This is a genomic window from Pectobacterium aroidearum (genome assembly GCF_041228105.1).
In the GTDB taxonomy this organism is placed as follows: domain Bacteria; phylum Pseudomonadota; class Gammaproteobacteria; order Enterobacterales; family Enterobacteriaceae; genus Pectobacterium; species Pectobacterium aroidearum.
In genome coordinates this window covers 4,178,311-4,195,761 of the sequence record NZ_CP166097.1, presented here as the reverse complement: position 1 = coordinate 4,195,761, position 17,451 = coordinate 4,178,311, and the positions used below count along the sequence as shown (strand labels likewise).

Here is a 17,451-nt window from a genome sequence, read left to right as displayed (position 1 = left end):
TGTATGAAGGAACCGAACGATGGCAAATGATGAAATAAAAAATAAACTGGTTTCCGTACTGGCTTCACAACAGGCGCAGGGAAAAACGCCGGAACAGGCTGTCGATCATATTCTTCAGGCATTGGGTGGGCGAGCGGGGGATGTGTCCCGTATTTCGGTTTTGACGTCGACATTAATTGCTGATGTGCTTTATACCGTTTATCAGGATGTGATAACACACCAGCAGGTTGCGGTGATTTTACGTAAACTGGGCTATGCCGCGCGCGACATCGCTGTTGCATTACATGCCATCTATCCCCAAGTGAGTGTTCAGGACATCGGCCAGCTTTTGCAGAGCCCGGAGATTTATCCGACGATCGATCGCGTAGCGCTACTCGATGCACTGACCTACGCGCACTTTTCCAAAGTGGAAAGCGAGCAGGCTGCTGATGCTCTCGGCGTGTAATACCGGAGCAATGTGGTACCAGAGCGGTACTTAAGATCAGACAGCCAGACCCGTGATTTTCCTATAGCTGCTATCGGGCTATTGTTCGATAGCGGTGACGTTCACCTCTTTAACCCGAGCATGACCCCCGCTGTTTCCTGATGCCGTCGTCAGCGCGTATAGTCCCACTTTAGCGCCTACCCACTTGCCCGGACCTGCGGCGAAGTTATCATCCAGCACACTATATTCCCCGTTATCGACCCGCCAGGAGAACTGGCAAATAGCGTTCTGCCGCACGGTGACGCGTAGGGTAATGTTCTGCTGTTCGGGCAACACCGACAAACGCCTTTGATATTGCTCCAACTGCTGCGCATCACTCATCCAGCCGAATCCGGTGACCAATTCAAGACCTTCCGCGCCTTTCTCTATACCGAGGAAAGCGAAACGCTCGCCATAAATCATCAGGCCACAGCGATCCCCAACCTGTTCCAGAGCGGGTGTTAGCTGCGTGGTGAACTCAAATTCCTCGGCCGGAAATTTTTGCATCAGCAAATTAGGTACGTCATACCAGGAAGGTTCACCTGCGCGGGTAGGCATGGGCTGACAGAACAGTTGAAGCCCCGGATGGGTTAGCGCCAGCCAGCGCTCGTCAGGGTTTGCTTGCCACTGCCACTGTCGCCCCAGCGTAGCCGAAGAGAAATCGTCGGAGGTTGATGGCTGTTGCATGACAATAGGGGTATTAACACAAGGTTTGGTTGCTTCCAGCACGGGTTGCCCTAACCCCCGCGCATTGTGCTGTTCGCCGATCAGTGGCCAATCATCCTGCCAGCGCATTGGCTGTAGATGAACGACTCGACCATAGGCATGGCGATCCTGAAAATGTACAAACCAGCTTTCACCGTTATCTAATTCGACCCAGCCGCCCTGATGCGGGCCATTAACCGATGTGCTTCCCTGATGCAGTACGATCCGGCTCTGCCACGGCCCCTCCAGCGAGCGTGCACGCAGCACGGTTTGCCAGCCAGTTGGAACACCACCCGCTGGGGCGAAAATGTAATACCAGCCGTTGCGCTTATACAGCTTTGGCCCTTCTATGGTTGGCTGTGTTGCCCGTCCATCGACAACGATCCTTCCTTCATCAAGCAGGGAACGACCATCTTCTGCCATCTTGCACAGTTGCAGCAGGTGTTTCTTACCGCTGCGGCTGAAGGCGAAAGCGTGGATTAACCAGGCGGTGCCGTCGTCATCCCAGAACGGGCAGGGGTCGATCCAGCCTTTCGCCTGTTTCAGACAGTGCGGTTTGCTCCATTCGCCTTTGGGATCGTCAGCCTGTGACATAAAGATCCCGTCGTCGGGCGTGCTGAAAAACACCCAGAATTTTCCGGCATGATAGCGAATGCTGGGTGCCCACACACCTTTGCCGGGCTGAAAGTGTTCGTATTCTGGCAGATCGAATCGGCTGAATACGTGGTTGATCAGTGTCCAGTTAACCAGATCCTGGGAATGCAGGATCGGTAGCGCGGGCATGTGGTTAAAGCTAGACGACACCATGTAAAAGTCGTCACCCACGCGCACGATGTCAGGATCGGAATAGTCGGCGCATAAAATCGGATTCTTATAACGTCCGTTGCCCAAATCTGGGTTCCAGGGAGAATGTGCTGTACTCATGTCATCGTCCTGAGAGTAAAGGCGGGTAGCGGGCTACCCGCGGGTCTTGCGATCAGGCTGCGCCTTTTGGCGTTAGGCCTTGATCGACAGGAAGTTCGCTTTCCGGTGCGCGGTCAGATGTGCTGTGACGTTTTGCCAAATCAGCCTGAATGTTTTCCATCGTCTTATCGTCCAGCTTGTAAAAACGTACCAGCCAATACAGAACCAGATAGGAGAGCGATGGCCCGATGCTCAGCAGGCCGATAATACCAGCAGTGGCGAGCGGTGTTTGTGTGGGGGAACCTGCAACATAGCCAAACCAGCCGAGTGAAAAGCCGACCAGTGCACCTGCAACCGCCATACCCAGTTTCAGTGCGAATAGGTTGCCGGAGAATGACAGACCAGTAATGCGACGGCCTGTTTTCCATTCGCCGTAATCGGCGGCATTCGCCATCATGTTCCATTTGAACGGTTGATACATTTGGTGGAAGAAGCCGATCAAAAAGTAGAGCGGGAAGACGACCGCCAGCCACTGTGGCGGCACCATAAACAGGATGACGCCGACAAACACCAGCAGCAGGTTAATGTTCTTGAACAGGCTTATGCTGCTGAATCGCTTGCCAAAGTAGCCCGCCATCATTGCACCAATAATGGTGCCGACGACGCTGGTGGTAATAAAGGCGGATTTCATTGCCGTTCCGGCGGCGCTGCCTTGCTCTGGCCCGACCATCAGGTAGGTTGCGTAATACAGCGTCGCCGCACCGCGCATGACACCTGCCATGCTGGAAAAGAACGTAATGATGGCCACGATGCGCCACTGATCGTTGCTCAGCAGGTTTCTGACATCGTCCCAGACGTTCTGATTTTTATCCACCGCAGGATTGATGCGTTCCTGAGTGGTGAAAAAGCAGAAAAACAGCATCACGACGGCCAGACAGCCCATGATCATCATCGTGCCCTGATAGCCTAATTGCTTGTTGGTACCGCCAATCCAGTCGACCAGCCACAGCGTGCCGACCGATACGAGTAGCCCAGCCATTGAGGAGATGGTAAAGCGGTAAGACTGTGCGGAAATCCTGTCCTTTTCATCGCTGGTGATGACACCGCCGAGCGAACAGTAAGGGATGTTGATAAAGGTGTAGAACAGCATCAGCAGCGTGTAGGTAATGTAGGCGTAAACCAGTTTACCCGTGCCGTTCAGTTCCGGCGTAGTGTAGGCCAGTACGGCAATCACGGCGTAGGGGACGGCAAACCAGACCAGCCACGGGCGGAAATGCCCCCAGCGGGTTTTGGTGCGGTCGGCAATGATGCCAATCAGAGGATCAACGATGGCGTCCAGCACGCGCGTCACCAGAAACATAACCCCTACCGCAGCGGCGGAGATGCCATAGATATCCGTATAAAAGTAGGTAAGAAACATGGTTACGGAAGAATAGACGATGCCACAGGCGGCATCGCCCATGCCAAAGCCGATTTTCTCCGCAACGCTCAGCTTATTATTGTTGGTCATTGGAAACTCCAAAGATGATTGAGGAACTTCTTGCCAGGCTCGCGGCTATTGTTATCTCCTTGGTGGGGATTAACTATTGCGGATTTTATTAAGAAGGTTACGTTTCTTGGTATGTGTTAGACAGGTCACAAAAAAATGACAGGGAAAATAGCGTGAGGCAGAATATATGCGGAGTTATTTCCATTTTATATCAATAGATTAATTTGGTTTTTCTGTCGATTTACCTGTATGACAAGTTATCTTGCGGATCTATTTATCGGGAAAACAGCGCTCTACTCGCGTTTCTCTTGACCCGTAATTGGAGGTAATTTCGGAGCGAAAGTATGGCTGTAGCCGTGCGAGATGGCGGAGAATCAGGCTAGCTAATGGGATGTGTCACAAGGCTGTGTAACAGGTTTTTAATCCACTGGCTCGCTTCTGAACGGCTATTACGGCGATGGCTGTAAATCTTCACGCGATAGGACGGCACAGTGAAAGGCAGAGGATGAATCTGTAGCGGCAGGAGTTGTGCAAAGATTGTCGCGATATTGCGCGGTAATGCCATGATCAGCGTTGAATCGGCGATGATAAACGGCGCACTCATCATCGATGGCGTTTTCAGCGCTATATGACGTTTCTTATTGAGCTTATCCAGCGCGTAGTCAATCACCCCACGGGATTCATTCCAGGGCGTAACCACAAGATGCCGGGCGGCGAGATAATCATCCAGCGTAAGCGTCTTGCCTGATGGATAACCAGCGGCAGTGATGATGACATAGCTGTCTTCAATCCAGTCTATCTCCTCAATTTCCCTGTTCTCCGCTTGTGTCATGTCGGTGAACCCTAAAGCAAAATCGATTTTCCCTGCCAGCAAATCCGTAATCGCGACTTTCTGCGGCGAATAGACCAGATTGAATTTGATGTGGGGCGCCAGTTTTTCCATTTGCGCCATCAGAGTGGGAAAGACTGAAAATGCGGTGTAATCGGTGATGGAGAAGGTGAAGCTTTCCGAGCTGCGCGCGGGATTAAAGCGCGGACGCGGCGTCAGGCCTTGCGTCAGCAGCGCCAGACTTTCCGCGATCGGCTCCGCGATATCGTCCGCCAATACGGTTGGGTGCATGGTGTTGCCTACACGAAAAAACAGCTCATCGGAAAACGTATTGCGCAGTCGCGTTAGCGCATGACTGACCGCTGATGCGCTCATCGCCAGTTCTTTTGCCGCCGTAGCGACGGATCGATGCTGGTATACGCTGTTAAATACCACCAGCAAATTTAAATCGATACGCCGTAAATCAAGATGCATGTTGTTCATCAGTCGCTGTAGGAAATGCAGTTCATACAGTATTTTTAATCCGGTAGCATGACAAGCCTTGGTTATTGTCAGTACTGAAAAGTTAGCATTGGAGAAGAGAACCTTTATGAATATCGTCATCCGCCCCGCGCAGAAATCAGATGCGAGCGTGATTCTGGATTTAATCATCGAGCTTGCCGTGTACGAGAAGGCACGTCACGAAGTACTGGCCTCGCTTGAAGATATTGAAAACTCGTTATTTGGCGAGGGGGCGACGGCGGAAACGCTGATTTGCGAGATTGACGATAAGCCTGTTGGCTATGCGATTTTCTTCATGAGTTACTCAACCTGGCTGGGAAAATACGGCATTTATCTGGAGGATCTCTACATCGCGCAGGCATATCGTAATGCGGGAGCAGGCAAAGCGTTGTTGAAGCAGGTTGCGTGTCTTGCGCAGGAAAGGCAGTGTGGACGGCTGGAGTGGAGCGTGCTGGACTGGAACCAACCCGCGATCGATTTCTATAAAAGCATTGGCGCGAAGCCGCAGGACGAATGGGTTCGCTATCGGATGGACGAGAAGGGCATTGCTGATTTTGTCACGGCATCGTAACGGTGTGCTCCTGCCAGCCTGAAAGCAGCAGGAGCTTGTCAATTAACGCGTTGATGCTGCCAGCGTGGTGCCTGCCAGAATAAAGATCCCGCCCGTCGAGCGGTTAAACAGCTTGATGCGGCGTGGGTTGGAAAACAGGCCTGATAAACGGCGGCCGGTGCAGGCATAGATAAACATGATGCTGAAATCGAAGACCGCCCAGGTTACCGCCAGAATGACGAGCTGCAAGGCGTGCGGGGCGTTGGTATCGATAAAATTTGGGAAAAGCGCGGCGAAAAACAGCAGATCTTTCGGATTACTGATCCCAACCAGAAAGCCCTTACGGAATAGCGGAAACCAGCCAGGAGCCGAGGCTTCCTGCACGTCCTGTTCCGCAGTGCTCATATCCTTAGAGCGCCATGACGCGATGCCCAACCAAATGAGATAAACCGCACCAATAATTTTTAATACCATGAAGGCGGTGGTTGACGCAGCGAGGATGGCCCCTAGCCCCAATGCTGAACAGGACATCAAAATCATTGCCGCGCTGACGCCGCCGAGTACGGTTGCTGTTGCGCGTGAAGCGCCGTAGCGTAAACCGTGCGACATGCTGATTAAGGCGGATGGACCCGGAATGGCAATCAGGGCGATGATGATGCCTGTATAAGCCAGCCAGAGGTGAAGGCTCATGATTTCTCCTGCGTGTAGTTCACTGTAAAAGCGTGATTGAGAGCGATGATGTGAAGCGAGATATACTCACATATATATCGCTATTTTCTAACGCGAGATAGTAACAGAAAAGGGGCTAATGGCGCTCTCCCTCTTTCATTAAGATTCTGTTGCTGAGGTTGGTGCGGAGGAAAGGCAGTAAACTCTCGCTTCGGCAAAATCTCCCCAGCCTTCTGGTGGCTAGGGAGATCGGATGAGCATGAAAAGAACCCATTCACCGTGCCTGATATTATTCCTTCACACTTAAATCAATATCGCCAAAATAGCGTTTCTGTATTTTTGCATATAGGCCTTTTTGGACGATATCTTTCAGCCCCTGATTAATGAGCTGCTTTGTCTTCGTATCTTCTTTGCGTATACCGTATGCGGAACCGAGGCTAAATAAGTCCGCATCGGTTACTTCCGGGCCTTTTAGCTCAAAATTTTTACCCTGTGGGGTTTTTAAAAAACCAAACTCGACGGCAACGGAGGGGCACAGCGCACCTTCAATTCTTCCTGAATATAAATCCTCATAAATGGCTTCCTGATCGGGATAGCTTTTAACAATCACGCCGGCCGGGAGCCAATATTTATTAGCGTAGGCTTCCTGAATCGTGCCTTGCTGTACTGCGATATTTTTTCCGCGTAGCAACTCAGCCTGAGGAAGAAGATTGGCCTCTTTTCTTGCAACAAGCTTGGTGGGGACATGAAAAACATAGTCGCTGAAATCTATCGATTCTTTTCTCTTACGCGTCACCCCAAGCGGCACAATGATGTCTATTTTTTTCGCCAGAAGGGCGGGAATCTGGGAGTCGAATGTATTGACGATATAGTCACATTTTGCATTTATTGATTGGCAGATGGCATCGGTGACTTCTATATCAAAGCCCGATGGATTACCATTTTTATCCAGGCTCTGAAAGGGTGGGTACGTTAAATCGACGCCGATACGCAGTATGTCCGATTTGGCAAATACAAAGGGTGAAATAGAAAAAATGGCAACGAACTTCAGGAGAGATAATTTTCTGAACATAGCAGTCACACCTCTTTTTAGTCGTATGAAATAGATTTCAACATTCCGATATCTGTATTATCACCAGCGATAGGAGGTGAATGAGTCGTGCGATGTCATTCAGTCCACACTTTAAAAACTGACGTTAATTTACACTTGAAGTTATAACTAATTGTTATTATTTGCTTTCGGGATGTAAAATTACGCTATCGGTGATGTCCAGACGTGTAAGCAAGACATAATTTCCACGCATAACTTCATTTGGGGGGCTGCTGATCTTTATTGCATACCGGAAATCTACCTGAGCCGATTTTTGGTACTTAATTTATTCGATTTACTGAACGCGTCAGAAAAGCCGTGGGGTTTGCGAGGTTGCAGGTGAGATTACTTGTAGGTAAATCGATAATCGACAATATACGTACCGAGTTTATTGACTCGCGCAGTGATCCATAACTCATCCATTCCTTGCCGCCTTTTTTTAAACAGTATGTCTCCATTGGTACATAGTTGCTTAAATTGCCCGGTATGGACATCTTTAACCCATATGCCAGCTTCGCAACGACTACTTTTCCCTGTGGATGGCCCAGGGAAAACAATCTTATAGTCGGATGTGTAACTAATTACCTCATCAGGGAACAGGTAAACGTACACGTCAAAAATATTCACAATGGAAAGAAATCCTAGCACAAAGCCGCCGAAAAACATTTCTAGCGTGTGCTTTAGTTTCTTCTTTACCGACCGAGAGTAGAGCGCCCGGCCAGCAAAGATAAGCCCCATAACAACCCCAAAGCTCAGGTAGATAGTGAGTTCTGGAAATGTCTCTATCAGTATCGTGCGACGTGACAGATGCGAAGCCCAAAGCATGTACCAGAAAATAGCTAGCATGATGGATAAGACGAGGAGAGTAACGAGAAAATCCTTCGACAGTAAATAAGGTATCGCTTTTTTATAGAGACGGCGCATCTATCCATGACCTGTATCAACAGCTTGTTTTGTTGGTATTTTACATGACTTCAAACATGTTTGCTTATTTCAGAATCAGATCGGGGGTGCGGTACAATATGTTCGTGTTCAGCTAGTTGGAATTCCCACGCTTGATCTCTGTCCATGCTGTGGCAGAGGCTTCTACAAGGTTCTGCATGGTCAGTAACTGCCGTTCCTGTAGCGGTAGAGATCCTGCTGTGAAGGGTATAGTCGGGTTATTACAGGCATAAAAAAACCGCTGAACCTTGCGGTTAGCGGCTTTTTCACGTTTCCGGCCTTATCTGGTAATAACCGGAATCTAAATTGGTGGAGCTGGGGGGATTTGAACCCCCGTCCGGAACCACTCTACCGTCGGTACTACATGCTTAGTCTATCTTTACATTCGCTTGCCAGCTGCGAATAGACACGCCACTAACAAACTAGCCTGATTAGATTTAGTGCTTCAACCCCAGGCAAGGCATCCACACGATCTCTTTTGGGTTTGACCTCTCTTGATCCCCGTCCTAAGAGCGGAGGCTAGGGAGAGAGGGCTCAGAGCAGGTTATTAAGCTGCTAAAGCGTAGTTTTCGTCGTTTGCGACTATTTTTTTGCGGCTTTTTACGAGGCCAACCGCCCCTCGGCATGCACCTTGGGCTTTGCAAATCCCGTCGAATCCAGAATCAGCCCCCAAGAAACTGTCACCAGTATATCAGAACTTACCGTTGTTAAGCCAGTGGCTTAGCGATTGGCGTTCTTCATGATACGGGCTTTGTCTAACTTCCATTCACGTTCTTTAATGTCATCACGCTTGTCGTGATCTTTTTTACCTTTCGCTACGCCAATTTTGACTTTGCTCCAGGCATTTTTCCAATACATGGACAGCGCGACGACCGTATAGCCTTCACGACTGACGCGGCCAAACAGCGACTCTAGCTCGCGTTTGTTGAGCAGGAGTTTGCGCGTGCGAATAGGATCGCAAACAACGTGTGATGACGCCACGTTTAGCGGCGTGATAGTGGCGCCAAACAGGTAAGCTTCACCATTCATGAAGGTGACATAGCTGTCGCTGAGGTTGGCTTTGCCTGCGCGCAGTGATTTGACTTCCCATCCTTGCAGAGCAAGACCAGCCTCAAATTCTTCCTCAATGAAGTATTCGTGACGGGCGCGCTTGTTCTGCGCAATGGTGGCGGAACCGGGTTTGTATGCTTTTTTCTTTGTCATAGTGCCGTCATTATACTGGATGTCATTGGGAATGAAATCCCCGCCGTGCGTCCGTGTCGTGGTTAATGATATCGTGCGATAAGCTTCGCAGAATTTTTGCCTGTCGGGCTATCAGTGCTATTATTTTGCGCGTTTTATGAATCACGGAAAATAGTATGCCAAAGATAAGTCGTTCTGCACTGGTGCCGTTCAGCGCTGAACAGATGTACAAGCTGGTGAATGATGTCGCTTCCTACCCCGCGTTTTTACCGGGTTGTACGGGAAGCCGCGTGATCTCTTTCTCCGAAGGAGAAATGACCGCTGCCGTAGACGTTTCCAAAGCCGGTATCAGTAAGACATTTACCACACGTAATACGCTGACGAACAACCAAAATATCAATATGCAACTGGTCGATGGCCCCTTCCGTCAACTGGGTGGCGACTGGCATTTTACGCCGCTGAGCGCCGATGCCTGTAAAGTCGAACTGCATCTGGAGTTTGAATTCACCAATGCCTTGATTGAACTCGCTTTTGGCAAAGTATTCAAGGAGCTGGCGGGAAATATGGTGCAGGCTTTCACGCAGCGAGCAAAAGAGGTCTACAGTGTCCGCAATGCAGGTTGATGTGGTCTACGCATTGCCGGAACGTCAGTATCTGCGCACGGTGAAGCTGGAAGAAGGTAGTACGGTTGAACAGGCGATTGTGGCATCGGGCCTGCTGGAACTGCGGCATGATATCGATTTACAGGTGAATAAAGTCGGTATTTACAGCCGTGCGGCGAAGCTGGCCGATGTGGTACAGGATGGTGACCGCGTGGAAATTTATCGCCCGCTGATTGCCGATCCGAAAGAGCTACGCCGCCAGCGTGCCGAGCGTTCTAAGAGCAAACCCTGAGTGATGTCGTTAAACGACATAGGGTGTTCCCACCGATTGTTCCGACCGATATGTCCTTACAAAAAACACAGGCAAACCTGAAATCTTCAGATTTGCCTGCTGTTATTCCTGCCATACATCAAACCGCGTGTGCGCCGGCTTCCCTTAAGTACTCTGCCCATTTTGGGCCTCGTCTTAAAGTGCTGCCTGATTGCCAGTATCGTTCATCCTGATTCAACTGAGCAGCGTGGAAAGCGTATTAATCCAGTGCAGGCTTGTTGTTGATGTTGGTTAACACGCCACTGCCGCTGAAGGTCAGCGTCAGCGTCTGTTGTTTTACCGATTCATGACCAGGCTGTTGGCGGAAGACGTAAAACCACGTATCGCTGCCAAACGGATCCTGCATCATAGGAGTACCCAGCGTATAAGCGACCTGTTGTTTGGTCATGCCGGTGTGAATTTTTGCAACGTCAGCCGGTGCCAGATAGTTTCCCTGATTGATGTCCGGCCGATAGACCACCTTTTCCAGTGTGGAACAACCGGCAGTCAGCATAACAACCACCGCGGCGACGACAGTCAGCGTTTTACAGCGCATAGTGATTACATTCCTTAAGGGCATAGGTTGCCGATGATAATAGACCTTGCAGGACTTGGAAACCTGCAAGGCGATTGTATGACCTCAGGAAGGTAAAAAAGTTGAGCTTTTTTACCTGCGATGCACCTTTCTTGCCCTTATCGGTGGTGAGTTTTAGGCCGCCAGCAGTTCTTTGGCATTCGCCAGCGTGTTTTTGGTCACGGCACTGCCACCCAGAAGGCGTGCCAATTCTTGTAGCCGAGCGCGCTTATCTAACGGTTGCATCAGCGTTTCCGTTTCTGCGCCATCCGTCTGTTTACTGACGAAGAAATGCTGATGACCACAGCCTGCGACCTGCGGCAGGTGCGTCACGCACATAACCTGCGTGGATTCACCGAGCTGGCGCAGCATTCTGCCGACGATGGCGGCGGTTGGCCCGCTAATCCCCACATCGACTTCATCGAAGATCATCGCTGGCGTGTCCATTTTCTGTGCGGTGATCACCTGAATAATCAGCGCGATACGCGACAGCTCGCCACCCGAGGCCACTTTCGCCAGCGTCTGATGTGGTTGACCAGGGTTGGTAGTCACGCGGAATTCGATATTGTCGGCACCAGTAGCCGTCAGGCTGTCCGGCGTAAACTTCACATCAATGGTGAAGTGGCCGTGTGGCATCGCCAGCTCACGCATATTGGTGGTGATGAGCTGTGCCAGCTCGCTGGCGTGGTGCTGACGGCGCACATGCAGCTGTTCTGCGAGGTGCAATGCCTGCTGATGATATTCACCGACGGAGGCGCTGAGCGTGTCGTGGTCGCTTTCCTGCTGTTCCAACTGTTGCTGTTCTTCCAGCAGTTGTTGATGGAATGCGGGAAGCGCCTCTGGAGCAACATGGTGCTTACGTGCCAGCGCGAGCTGACGTGACAGGCGCTGTTCCAGTTCATACAGACGAATTGGGTCGAGATCCATTTGCTCGCTGTAGTGGCGTAGTTCATCGCTGGCTTCGCTAAGCTGAATACCTGCTTCTTCGAGCATCGACAGCACGCCAGACAGTTTGTCATCCATGCTGATGAGTTCGCCAAGCTGGTGTTTTACGCTGTGCAGCATGCTGATGATGTTCTGCTCTTCGTCTTCGCTCAGCAGTTGCATGGCCTGTTGGCTCATCGTTAGTAGCTGACCGCTATTCGCCAGACGCTTGTATTCAACGTCAATCTGTTCATATTCACCGGGCTGTGGCGCGAATTCATTCAACTCTTTTAATTGATATTGCAGCAGTTCTCGGCGCGCTTCGCGCTCAATTGCTGCCTGTTGCAGTTGCGCTAGTGCACGGCAGCTTTGGTGCCATTGATGCCAAACTTGCTGCATAGCAACCAGCAACTTCGGTTCATCGGCATAGGCATCCAGCAGGTGTTTTTGATGATCGGGGCGCAGCAGTAGCTGATGAGCATGTTGCCCGTGTACCTGGATCAGGTGCTGGCCGAGTTCACGCAGTTGAGACAGCGGCACGGCGGTGCCGTTAATAAAGCCACGTGAGCGACCATCGGCGCTAATGACACGGCGTAGCAGGCACTCGTTGCTGTCATCCAACTGGTTTTCTTCCAGCCACTGGCGTGCCGTTGGCGTATCTGCCAGCGCAAAACGGGCGCAAATGTCGGCGCGTGCAGCGCCCGGCCTGACCATGCTGGCGTCAGAACGATTTCCCAGACATAAACCGAGGGCATCAATCGCAATAGATTTCCCCGCACCAGTTTCCCCGGTGATAACGCTCATACCTGACTGAAAATCGATTTCTAATTCGCGCACGATGGCGAAGTTACTGATAGTGAGTTGCGCCAGCATGATAAGCCCCTGTATGTAATCACATGTGATTACATACAGTATAAACTGGTTTTATATACAGTAAAGTAGCTGGATAGAATTTTAGAATAATTTTTTTGACCAGCCGAGTTTTGAGCTTAGTGTATTGAAATAACTGTAATTTTTTGGATGAATCAGATTTAGGTGGTGCTCGCTGCGGCGAATGAGCACTTCTTCGCCTTCCTGTACCGGTAACGCAATCTGGCTGTCGCAGCTGATTTCCAGGTCATTAGTAATGCAGGAAAATTTCAGCCGGATCGTACTGCTGCTGTTGATGACCAGCGGACGGGCTGACAGCGTATGCGGGAACATAGGCACCAGCGCGATGGCATCCAGCGACGGCGTCAGAATCGGGCCGCCAGCGGAAAGGGAATAGGCGGTGGAGCCGGTAGGCGTAGCGATAATCAGGCCGTCTGAACGCTGGGAGAAGGCGAATTTGTCGTCAATATAGACTTCAAATTCAATCATATGTGCGACTTTTCCCGGGTGAAGCACCACTTCGTTAATGGCGGTACTAATGCTGTCGGGCTGATTGGCGCGGCAAACGTGCGCTTCCAGCATGAAGCGTTGTTCGCTCAGGTAATGGCCGTCGAGCACGTCAGAAAGCTGCTGCTGCGCATGGTCAGGGTCGAGATCGGTTAGAAAACCGAGGTTGCCACGGTTCACACCGATCACCTTGATGTCATAGCGCGACAGCACGCGCGCTGCGCCGAGCATATTGCCGTCACCGCCGACGACAACCGCCAAATCCGCTTGCTGGCCGATGTCGGCAAGGCTACCTGTCGGAGCGTCTTTCAGATTCAATTCACGGGCGATCTGCTGCTCGATCAGAACCGAGTAACCTTTGTCGGTGAGCCAGTGGTAAAGCATCTCATGCGTTGCCAGCGCCGTTGGGTGGCGCGGATGGCCGACAATGCCAATACAATTAAACGGCCTGTTCATTGTAAGCGGTGTGTTCATTGCTGTTTTGTCCTCAGCGTGGTGTATCGGCAGCGGTGGAAACCAATATATGACGGGTTCCCTTGAATCCCCGATTTTGATCCCCATAATAAGCAACTAGCGAGATTAATGCTAAACCGCGGAGAATTTCATGAGTAGTAAAGAACAGAAAACGCCTGACGAGCAAGTGCTGGATCAAAAGGAAGCAGCAAAAGGGCAGCAAGCGGATGCCGCGCCAGAGACGGCAGACGTAGCTGACCCGCGTGATGCGCGCATCGCCGAGCTGGAAGCCCAGTTGAGCGAACTGCAACAGCGTGAGCGTGACAATATGCTTCGTGTTCGTGCTGAAGCGGATAACGTTCGCCGCCGTGCGGAAATGGATGTTGAGAAAGCGCATAAATTTGCGGTAGAAAAATTTGCCAGCGAAATGCTGCCAGTTATCGATAACCTGGAACGCGCGCTGGATACGGCGGATAAAGCCAATGAATCACTGGCTGCGATGATTGAAGGTGTTGAACTGACGCTGAAATCATTGCTGGATGCAGTCCGCAAATTTGGTATTGAGGTTGTCGGTGATGTAAACGTACCGTTTAACCCAGAAGTGCATCAGGCAATGACGATGTTACCTTCGGCCGATCACCAGCCGAACCATGTCATGATGGTTATGCAAAAAGGCTATACGCTGAATGGCCGTTTGCTGCGTCCGGCGATGGTTGCGGTATCAAAAGCACAAGACTGATAGTTTTTGCTTTTACGCGCAGTATCTATAGCGTGTCTTCATTTCCAAACCCCGTGCCCTGCATGGGGTTTTTTGTTTATATTTTGTTAAGATTTGTTTGATAAAAAAGATGTTTTTTAGGTTTTGAATGACTCATCATCTTTAACTATCAAAAGAATTGGTATCACCTCTCTAAATGCACTTGATAATCATTATCGTTTCTGTGAGAGTAGTAAAACACCAGTGTTAGAAGGGTCATACTATGCCGGGTAGCCGTGTTATTGAGTCAACAAGCCGTACATCAAGGAAGGTCAAACTTTCTCTGATGGGGCCGGCATTTATCGCGGCGATTGGTTATATCGATCCGGGTAATTTTGCCACAAACATCCAGTCTGGCGCAGCCTATGGCTATACGCTGCTGTGGGTGGTGGTGTGGGCGAACCTGATGGCGATGCTGATCCAACTGTTGTCCGCCAAACTGGGGATCGCAACGGGTAAGAATCTGGCGGAACATATCCGCGATCGCTTTCCGCGTCCCGCTGTTTGGGCGTATTGGGTGCAGGCCGAAATTATTGCGATGGCGACCGATCTCGCCGAGTTTATCGGTGCGGCGATTGGTTTCAAGCTGCTTTTGGGCGTGTCGTTGCTGGAAGGCGCGATCCTTACCGCTATTGCCACTTTCCTGATTTTAATGCTGCAACAGCGCGGCCAGAAGCCGCTGGAGATGGTCATCGGCGGTCTGCTGCTGTTTGTTGCGGCGGCGTATATTGTCGAATTGGTCTTCTCGCAGCCTGAGCTGTCCGCGTTAGCCAAAGGCATGGCAATGCCTAGTCTGCCGACCTCCGATGCCGTGCTGCTGGCAGCGGGCGTGCTGGGGGCGACCATTATGCCGCATGTGATTTACCTTCATTCTTCCCTGACGCAGCACGAAGGCAGCCATACTCGTGCTGAGCGTTATTCGGCAACGAAAGTCGATGTCGCGATTGCAATGACCATCGCAGGATTCGTCAATCTGGCGATGATGGCGACGGCGGCGGCAGCCTTCCATTTCAGCGGCAATCAGGATATCGCCGATTTGGATAAAGCCTATCTCACGCTGGAGCCGCTGTTGGGGAAAGCCGCTGCGGTGATTTTCGGTCTGAGTTTGGTAGCTGCTGGCTTGTCATCCACGGTTGTCGGCACGCTGGCGGGGCAGGTGGTGATGCAGGGATTTGTGCGCTTCCACATCCCGTTGTGGGTACGTCGTAGCGTAACGATGCTACCGTCGTTTATTGTGATCCTGTCCGGTATGGATCCAACGCGCGTGCTGGTGTTGAGTCAGGTGGTGCTGAGTTTCGGGATTGCGCTGGCGCTGGTTCCCCTGCTGTCCTTCACGGGTAACCGTGAACTGATGGGGACGATGGTCAACGGAAAATGGGTACAGCGCATTGGGCAACTCATTGTCGTGCTCGTCGTGTCCCTGAATATGTATCTGCTCATTGATACGATGTCGGGGATATAAGTCCGGTGCCACATCGCGTGGCACCGTTTTGTTATTTGTTAACCTTCTTACTTCTTACTTCTTACTTCTTACTTCTTACTTCTTACTTCTTACTTCTTACTTCTTACTGACCTTCCTCAGTTCCGTCACCGGCACGCCGCCGATTCCCCAGTTGTCTGTTTCGACTTCATCAATCACGACCACGGTAGTTTTCGGGTTTTTGTTGAGCACGTCGACCAGTAGTTGGGTCACGCCCTCAATCAACTGACGTTTTTGTTCAGCGGTGACGCCCTCATTGGTAATTTTGATGTTGACGTATGGCATGTGTTCTCCGGGATTAGGGTTGTGGACGACGGTAAGGGAAGCAGAGCCCCGCCGCGATGAAAAGTGCTGCTGCGCTGCACAGAATCGCTGGAGCGACAGTGTTGTTATTCGTTAAGGCGCTGGTGAGCAGCGGGCCAAGAATTTGGCCAATGCCGTAAGTGAGCGTCACCAAACCAAGCAGATTGATGCTGTGTGGCACGCGTAGCCGTTTGGCTAAGGGCATCACCAGCGACGTTGTTCCCATAAAGGTAGCACCAAAGCCGATACAGCTGAGTATCAACGCCGTGGGCGAGTGACTATACAGTGTCAGCAGGACGCATATGCCTTGAATGAGCAGGTTTGCCGTTAGGCAGGGCAAGGTTCCCCAGCGACTGGCGGCCCACAGCCAGAAAAAACAGCCGGGAATGATGGCCAGCCCAACCAGCGACCAGAGATGAAGAGATACACGCGGCATATCCAGTGCAGTCACTATCAACGGCAGATAGGTGGCGATGATGATGTACCCGAATCCTGCAAGGCCATACAGCAGCGCAAGTCGCCTCCAGCCAAGCTGAGGCGGCTCATCACTATTCTCCATAGTTTGTGGCGCGACGCTGGATTTAGGCGGCGAAAGGATAAGTAAGGCGAGCAAAAGCAATGCTGAGAGCAGCGCGGCTCCCCACCATAATAGCTCGGCGGTGAGGGCGTAATGCCGTCCTATGATGATGTATTCATTGCCTAATACGATCCCTACGCCTACTCCGGCGTAAAGCGAGGCGATAACGCGAGCCTGTCTGGTGTGGTGCAAAACGGCCAACGAGCCGAAGATCATCATCGCCGCACTGGCGATCCCGGCGAGGAAACGAATAACCATAACCAGTGTCGTGCTGGTGGTCATTGCCATCGCGAGAAGTAAAACGCCGGTCGCGGCAGCGGCGCTAAGCAGCAGAAACATTGGTTGAGAAGCTGAGGTGCGGCGGCTGAAAGAGAAAAGCAGGCTGCCGAACAGATAGCCAGCGTAGTTCGCGCTGGCAATATAGGAAAGCTGGTTGAAGGTGAAACGGCCTTCTTCCAGCATCACGGGTAGCATCGGCGTATACAAAAAACGCCCAAGCCCCATACCTAATGCCAGCACGATCGTCCCGAAAAGAGCAAGCGTCAGCGTATCCGATAGGGGAACCAGGCGGAGACGATCCATCATGCGACAACCCAAAGTACAGAGAACATGTCGTTATCCTGCCCGTTTTATCATCAAATAAAAGTGAATAGTCGTGAGCAGGTTGATGACGCAACGAGAACGTTTTGTGGCCGTGATGTGGAGGGAAGGACACATCTGATATACCAAGCCCGACGCCATTGGATCGATTTTGCTGACGTCAGGCTTTTT

18 protein-coding genes and 1 other RNA gene are annotated in these 17,451 nt (G+C 51.2%); 6 read left to right on the top strand and 13 right to left on the bottom strand.

Going from position 1 to position 17,451, the window contains the following annotated elements:
• Positions 1-19 precede the first annotated feature (19 nt).
• Positions 20-445 carry a hypothetical protein gene (locus tag AB8809_RS18955; protein WP_349855257.1) on the top strand — a complete coding sequence of 142 codons (426 nt, stop codon included), beginning with the start codon at positions 20-22 and terminating at the stop codon, positions 443-445.
• Between the two features lie 78 nt (positions 446-523).
• Here AB8809_RS18955 and AB8809_RS18950 read toward each other — a convergent pair whose 3' ends face one another.
• The 3 genes from AB8809_RS18950 to AB8809_RS18940 form a co-directional block, all read right to left on the bottom strand.
• The gene (locus AB8809_RS18950) at positions 524-2,092 is read right to left on the bottom strand and encodes a glycoside hydrolase 43 family protein (protein ID WP_349855256.1); all 1,569 of its coding nucleotides are present in this window, start codon (positions 2,090-2,092) and stop codon (positions 524-526) included.
• Positions 2,093-2,144: 52 nt separating this feature from the next.
• Positions 2,145-3,581, bottom strand: coding sequence for a glycoside-pentoside-hexuronide (GPH):cation symporter (locus AB8809_RS18945; protein ID WP_181829618.1), 1,437 nt, complete (start codon positions 3,579-3,581; stop codon positions 2,145-2,147).
• 358 nt (positions 3,582-3,939) lie between these two features.
• A complete protein-coding gene (locus AB8809_RS18940) occupies positions 3,940-4,872 on the bottom strand; it encodes a LysR substrate-binding domain-containing protein (protein ID WP_349855498.1) in 933 nt (310 codons plus the stop codon).
• Positions 4,873-4,978: 106 nt separating this feature from the next.
• Here AB8809_RS18940 and AB8809_RS18935 point away from each other — a divergent pair, with 106 nt between their 5' ends.
• Positions 4,979-5,461: a GNAT family N-acetyltransferase gene (locus AB8809_RS18935; RefSeq protein ID WP_181846996.1), complete on the top strand. Its 483-nt coding sequence runs from the start codon at positions 4,979-4,981 to the stop codon at positions 5,459-5,461.
• A 42-nt stretch (positions 5,462-5,503) separates the two neighbouring features.
• Here the strand turns inward: AB8809_RS18935 and AB8809_RS18930 are convergent, their stop codons facing one another.
• From AB8809_RS18930 to smpB, 5 genes are all read right to left on the bottom strand, one after another.
• Complete coding sequence (locus tag AB8809_RS18930) at positions 5,504-6,130, bottom strand: LysE family translocator (RefSeq protein ID WP_180777536.1); 627 nt, start codon at positions 6,128-6,130, stop codon at positions 5,504-5,506.
• A 268-nt stretch (positions 6,131-6,398) separates the two neighbouring features.
• A complete protein-coding gene (locus AB8809_RS18925) occupies positions 6,399-7,181 on the bottom strand; it encodes an ABC transporter substrate-binding protein (protein WP_225181462.1) in 783 nt (260 codons plus the stop codon).
• A gap of 363 nt (positions 7,182-7,544) precedes the next feature.
• Positions 7,545-8,123: a hypothetical protein gene (locus AB8809_RS18920; protein WP_349855254.1), complete on the bottom strand. Its 579-nt coding sequence runs from the start codon at positions 8,121-8,123 to the stop codon at positions 7,545-7,547.
• Between the two features lie 325 nt (positions 8,124-8,448).
• Positions 8,449-8,811, bottom strand: a transfer-messenger RNA (tmRNA) gene (gene ssrA / locus AB8809_RS18915).
• A gap of 50 nt (positions 8,812-8,861) precedes the next feature.
• A complete protein-coding gene (gene smpB / locus AB8809_RS18910) occupies positions 8,862-9,344 on the bottom strand; it encodes an SsrA-binding protein SmpB (RefSeq protein WP_012773422.1) in 483 nt (160 codons plus the stop codon).
• A gap of 155 nt (positions 9,345-9,499) precedes the next feature.
• Between smpB and AB8809_RS18905 the strand changes: the two genes are divergently transcribed.
• Together AB8809_RS18905 and AB8809_RS18900 are read left to right on the top strand one after the other, a co-directional pair.
• Positions 9,500-9,946 (top strand): type II toxin-antitoxin system RatA family toxin, encoded by a 447-nt coding sequence (locus AB8809_RS18905; protein ID WP_012773423.1) that lies wholly within the window; start codon positions 9,500-9,502, stop codon positions 9,944-9,946.
• On the top strand, positions 9,936-10,217 hold the full coding sequence (locus AB8809_RS18900; RefSeq protein WP_219607080.1) for an RnfH family protein: 282 nt from the start codon (positions 9,936-9,938) through the stop codon (positions 10,215-10,217). The genes AB8809_RS18905 and AB8809_RS18900 overlap by 11 nt, the downstream gene beginning before the upstream one ends.
• Before the next feature lie 238 nt (positions 10,218-10,455).
• Here AB8809_RS18900 and bamE read toward each other — a convergent pair whose 3' ends face one another.
• From bamE to nadK, 3 genes are all read right to left on the bottom strand, one after another.
• A complete protein-coding gene (bamE, locus tag AB8809_RS18895) occupies positions 10,456-10,791 on the bottom strand; it encodes an outer membrane protein assembly factor BamE (protein WP_011092444.1) in 336 nt (111 codons plus the stop codon).
• A 153-nt stretch (positions 10,792-10,944) separates the two neighbouring features.
• Positions 10,945-12,606 (bottom strand): DNA repair protein RecN, encoded by a 1,662-nt coding sequence (recN, locus tag AB8809_RS18890; protein ID WP_012773425.1) that lies wholly within the window; start codon positions 12,604-12,606, stop codon positions 10,945-10,947.
• An 81-nt stretch (positions 12,607-12,687) separates the two neighbouring features.
• Positions 12,688-13,566, bottom strand: a complete 879-nt coding sequence (gene nadK, locus AB8809_RS18885) for an NAD(+) kinase (protein ID WP_043881716.1) — start codon at positions 13,564-13,566, stop codon at positions 12,688-12,690.
• A gap of 148 nt (positions 13,567-13,714) precedes the next feature.
• Between nadK and grpE the strand changes: the two genes are divergently transcribed.
• A complete protein-coding gene (gene grpE, locus AB8809_RS18880) occupies positions 13,715-14,302 on the top strand; it encodes a nucleotide exchange factor GrpE (protein ID WP_012773427.1) in 588 nt (195 codons plus the stop codon).
• A 241-nt stretch (positions 14,303-14,543) separates the two neighbouring features.
• A complete protein-coding gene (locus AB8809_RS18875; RefSeq protein ID WP_012773428.1) occupies positions 14,544-15,782 on the top strand; it encodes an Nramp family divalent metal transporter in 1,239 nt (412 codons plus the stop codon).
• Positions 15,783-15,878: 96 nt separating this feature from the next.
• On the opposite strand, the gene AB8809_RS18870 is transcribed toward AB8809_RS18875, so the two are convergent.
• Both AB8809_RS18870 and AB8809_RS18865 read right to left on the bottom strand, forming a co-directional pair.
• Entirely contained in the window at positions 15,879-16,085 is a 207-nt protein-coding gene (locus AB8809_RS18870; RefSeq protein ID WP_205947048.1) for a 2-hydroxymuconate tautomerase family protein, read from the bottom strand.
• Between the two features lie 13 nt (positions 16,086-16,098).
• Positions 16,099-17,265, bottom strand: a complete 1,167-nt coding sequence (locus AB8809_RS18865; protein ID WP_349855253.1) for an MFS transporter — start codon at positions 17,263-17,265, stop codon at positions 16,099-16,101.
• Positions 17,266-17,451 lie beyond the last annotated feature (186 nt).

Excerpts from the sequence above, each read along its gene's own strand:
- AB8809_RS18955 (WP_349855257.1), top strand. The coding sequence starts at position 20 with ATGGCAAATGATGAAATAAAAAATAAACTGGTTTCCGTACTGGCTTCA.
- AB8809_RS18950 (WP_349855256.1), bottom strand. The coding sequence starts at position 2,092 with ATGAGTACAGCACATTCTCCCTGGAACCCAGATTTGGGCAACGGACGT.
- AB8809_RS18945 (WP_181829618.1), bottom strand. The coding sequence starts at position 3,581 with ATGACCAACAATAATAAGCTGAGCGTTGCGGAGAAAATCGGCTTTGGC.
- AB8809_RS18940 (WP_349855498.1), bottom strand. The coding sequence starts at position 4,872 with ATGAACAACATGCATCTTGATTTACGGCGTATCGATTTAAATTTGCTG.
- AB8809_RS18935 (WP_181846996.1), top strand. The coding sequence starts at position 4,979 with ATGAATATCGTCATCCGCCCCGCGCAGAAATCAGATGCGAGCGTGATT.
- AB8809_RS18930 (WP_180777536.1), bottom strand. The coding sequence starts at position 6,130 with ATGAGCCTTCACCTCTGGCTGGCTTATACAGGCATCATCATCGCCCTG.
- AB8809_RS18925 (WP_225181462.1), bottom strand. The coding sequence starts at position 7,181 with ATGTTCAGAAAATTATCTCTCCTGAAGTTCGTTGCCATTTTTTCTATT.
- AB8809_RS18920 (WP_349855254.1), bottom strand. The coding sequence starts at position 8,123 with ATGCGCCGTCTCTATAAAAAAGCGATACCTTATTTACTGTCGAAGGAT.
- smpB (WP_012773422.1), bottom strand. The coding sequence starts at position 9,344 with ATGACAAAGAAAAAAGCATACAAACCCGGTTCCGCCACCATTGCGCAG.
- AB8809_RS18905 (WP_012773423.1), top strand. The coding sequence starts at position 9,500 with ATGCCAAAGATAAGTCGTTCTGCACTGGTGCCGTTCAGCGCTGAACAG.
- AB8809_RS18900 (WP_219607080.1), top strand. The coding sequence starts at position 9,936 with ATGCAGGTTGATGTGGTCTACGCATTGCCGGAACGTCAGTATCTGCGC.
- bamE (WP_011092444.1), bottom strand. The coding sequence starts at position 10,791 with ATGCGCTGTAAAACGCTGACTGTCGTCGCCGCGGTGGTTGTTATGCTG.
- recN (WP_012773425.1), bottom strand. The coding sequence starts at position 12,606 with ATGCTGGCGCAACTCACTATCAGTAACTTCGCCATCGTGCGCGAATTA.
- nadK (WP_043881716.1), bottom strand. The coding sequence starts at position 13,566 with ATGAACAGGCCGTTTAATTGTATTGGCATTGTCGGCCATCCGCGCCAC.
- grpE (WP_012773427.1), top strand. The coding sequence starts at position 13,715 with ATGAGTAGTAAAGAACAGAAAACGCCTGACGAGCAAGTGCTGGATCAA.
- AB8809_RS18875 (WP_012773428.1), top strand. The coding sequence starts at position 14,544 with ATGCCGGGTAGCCGTGTTATTGAGTCAACAAGCCGTACATCAAGGAAG.
- AB8809_RS18870 (WP_205947048.1), bottom strand. The coding sequence starts at position 16,085 with ATGCCATACGTCAACATCAAAATTACCAATGAGGGCGTCACCGCTGAA.
- AB8809_RS18865 (WP_349855253.1), bottom strand. The coding sequence starts at position 17,265 with ATGATGGATCGTCTCCGCCTGGTTCCCCTATCGGATACGCTGACGCTT.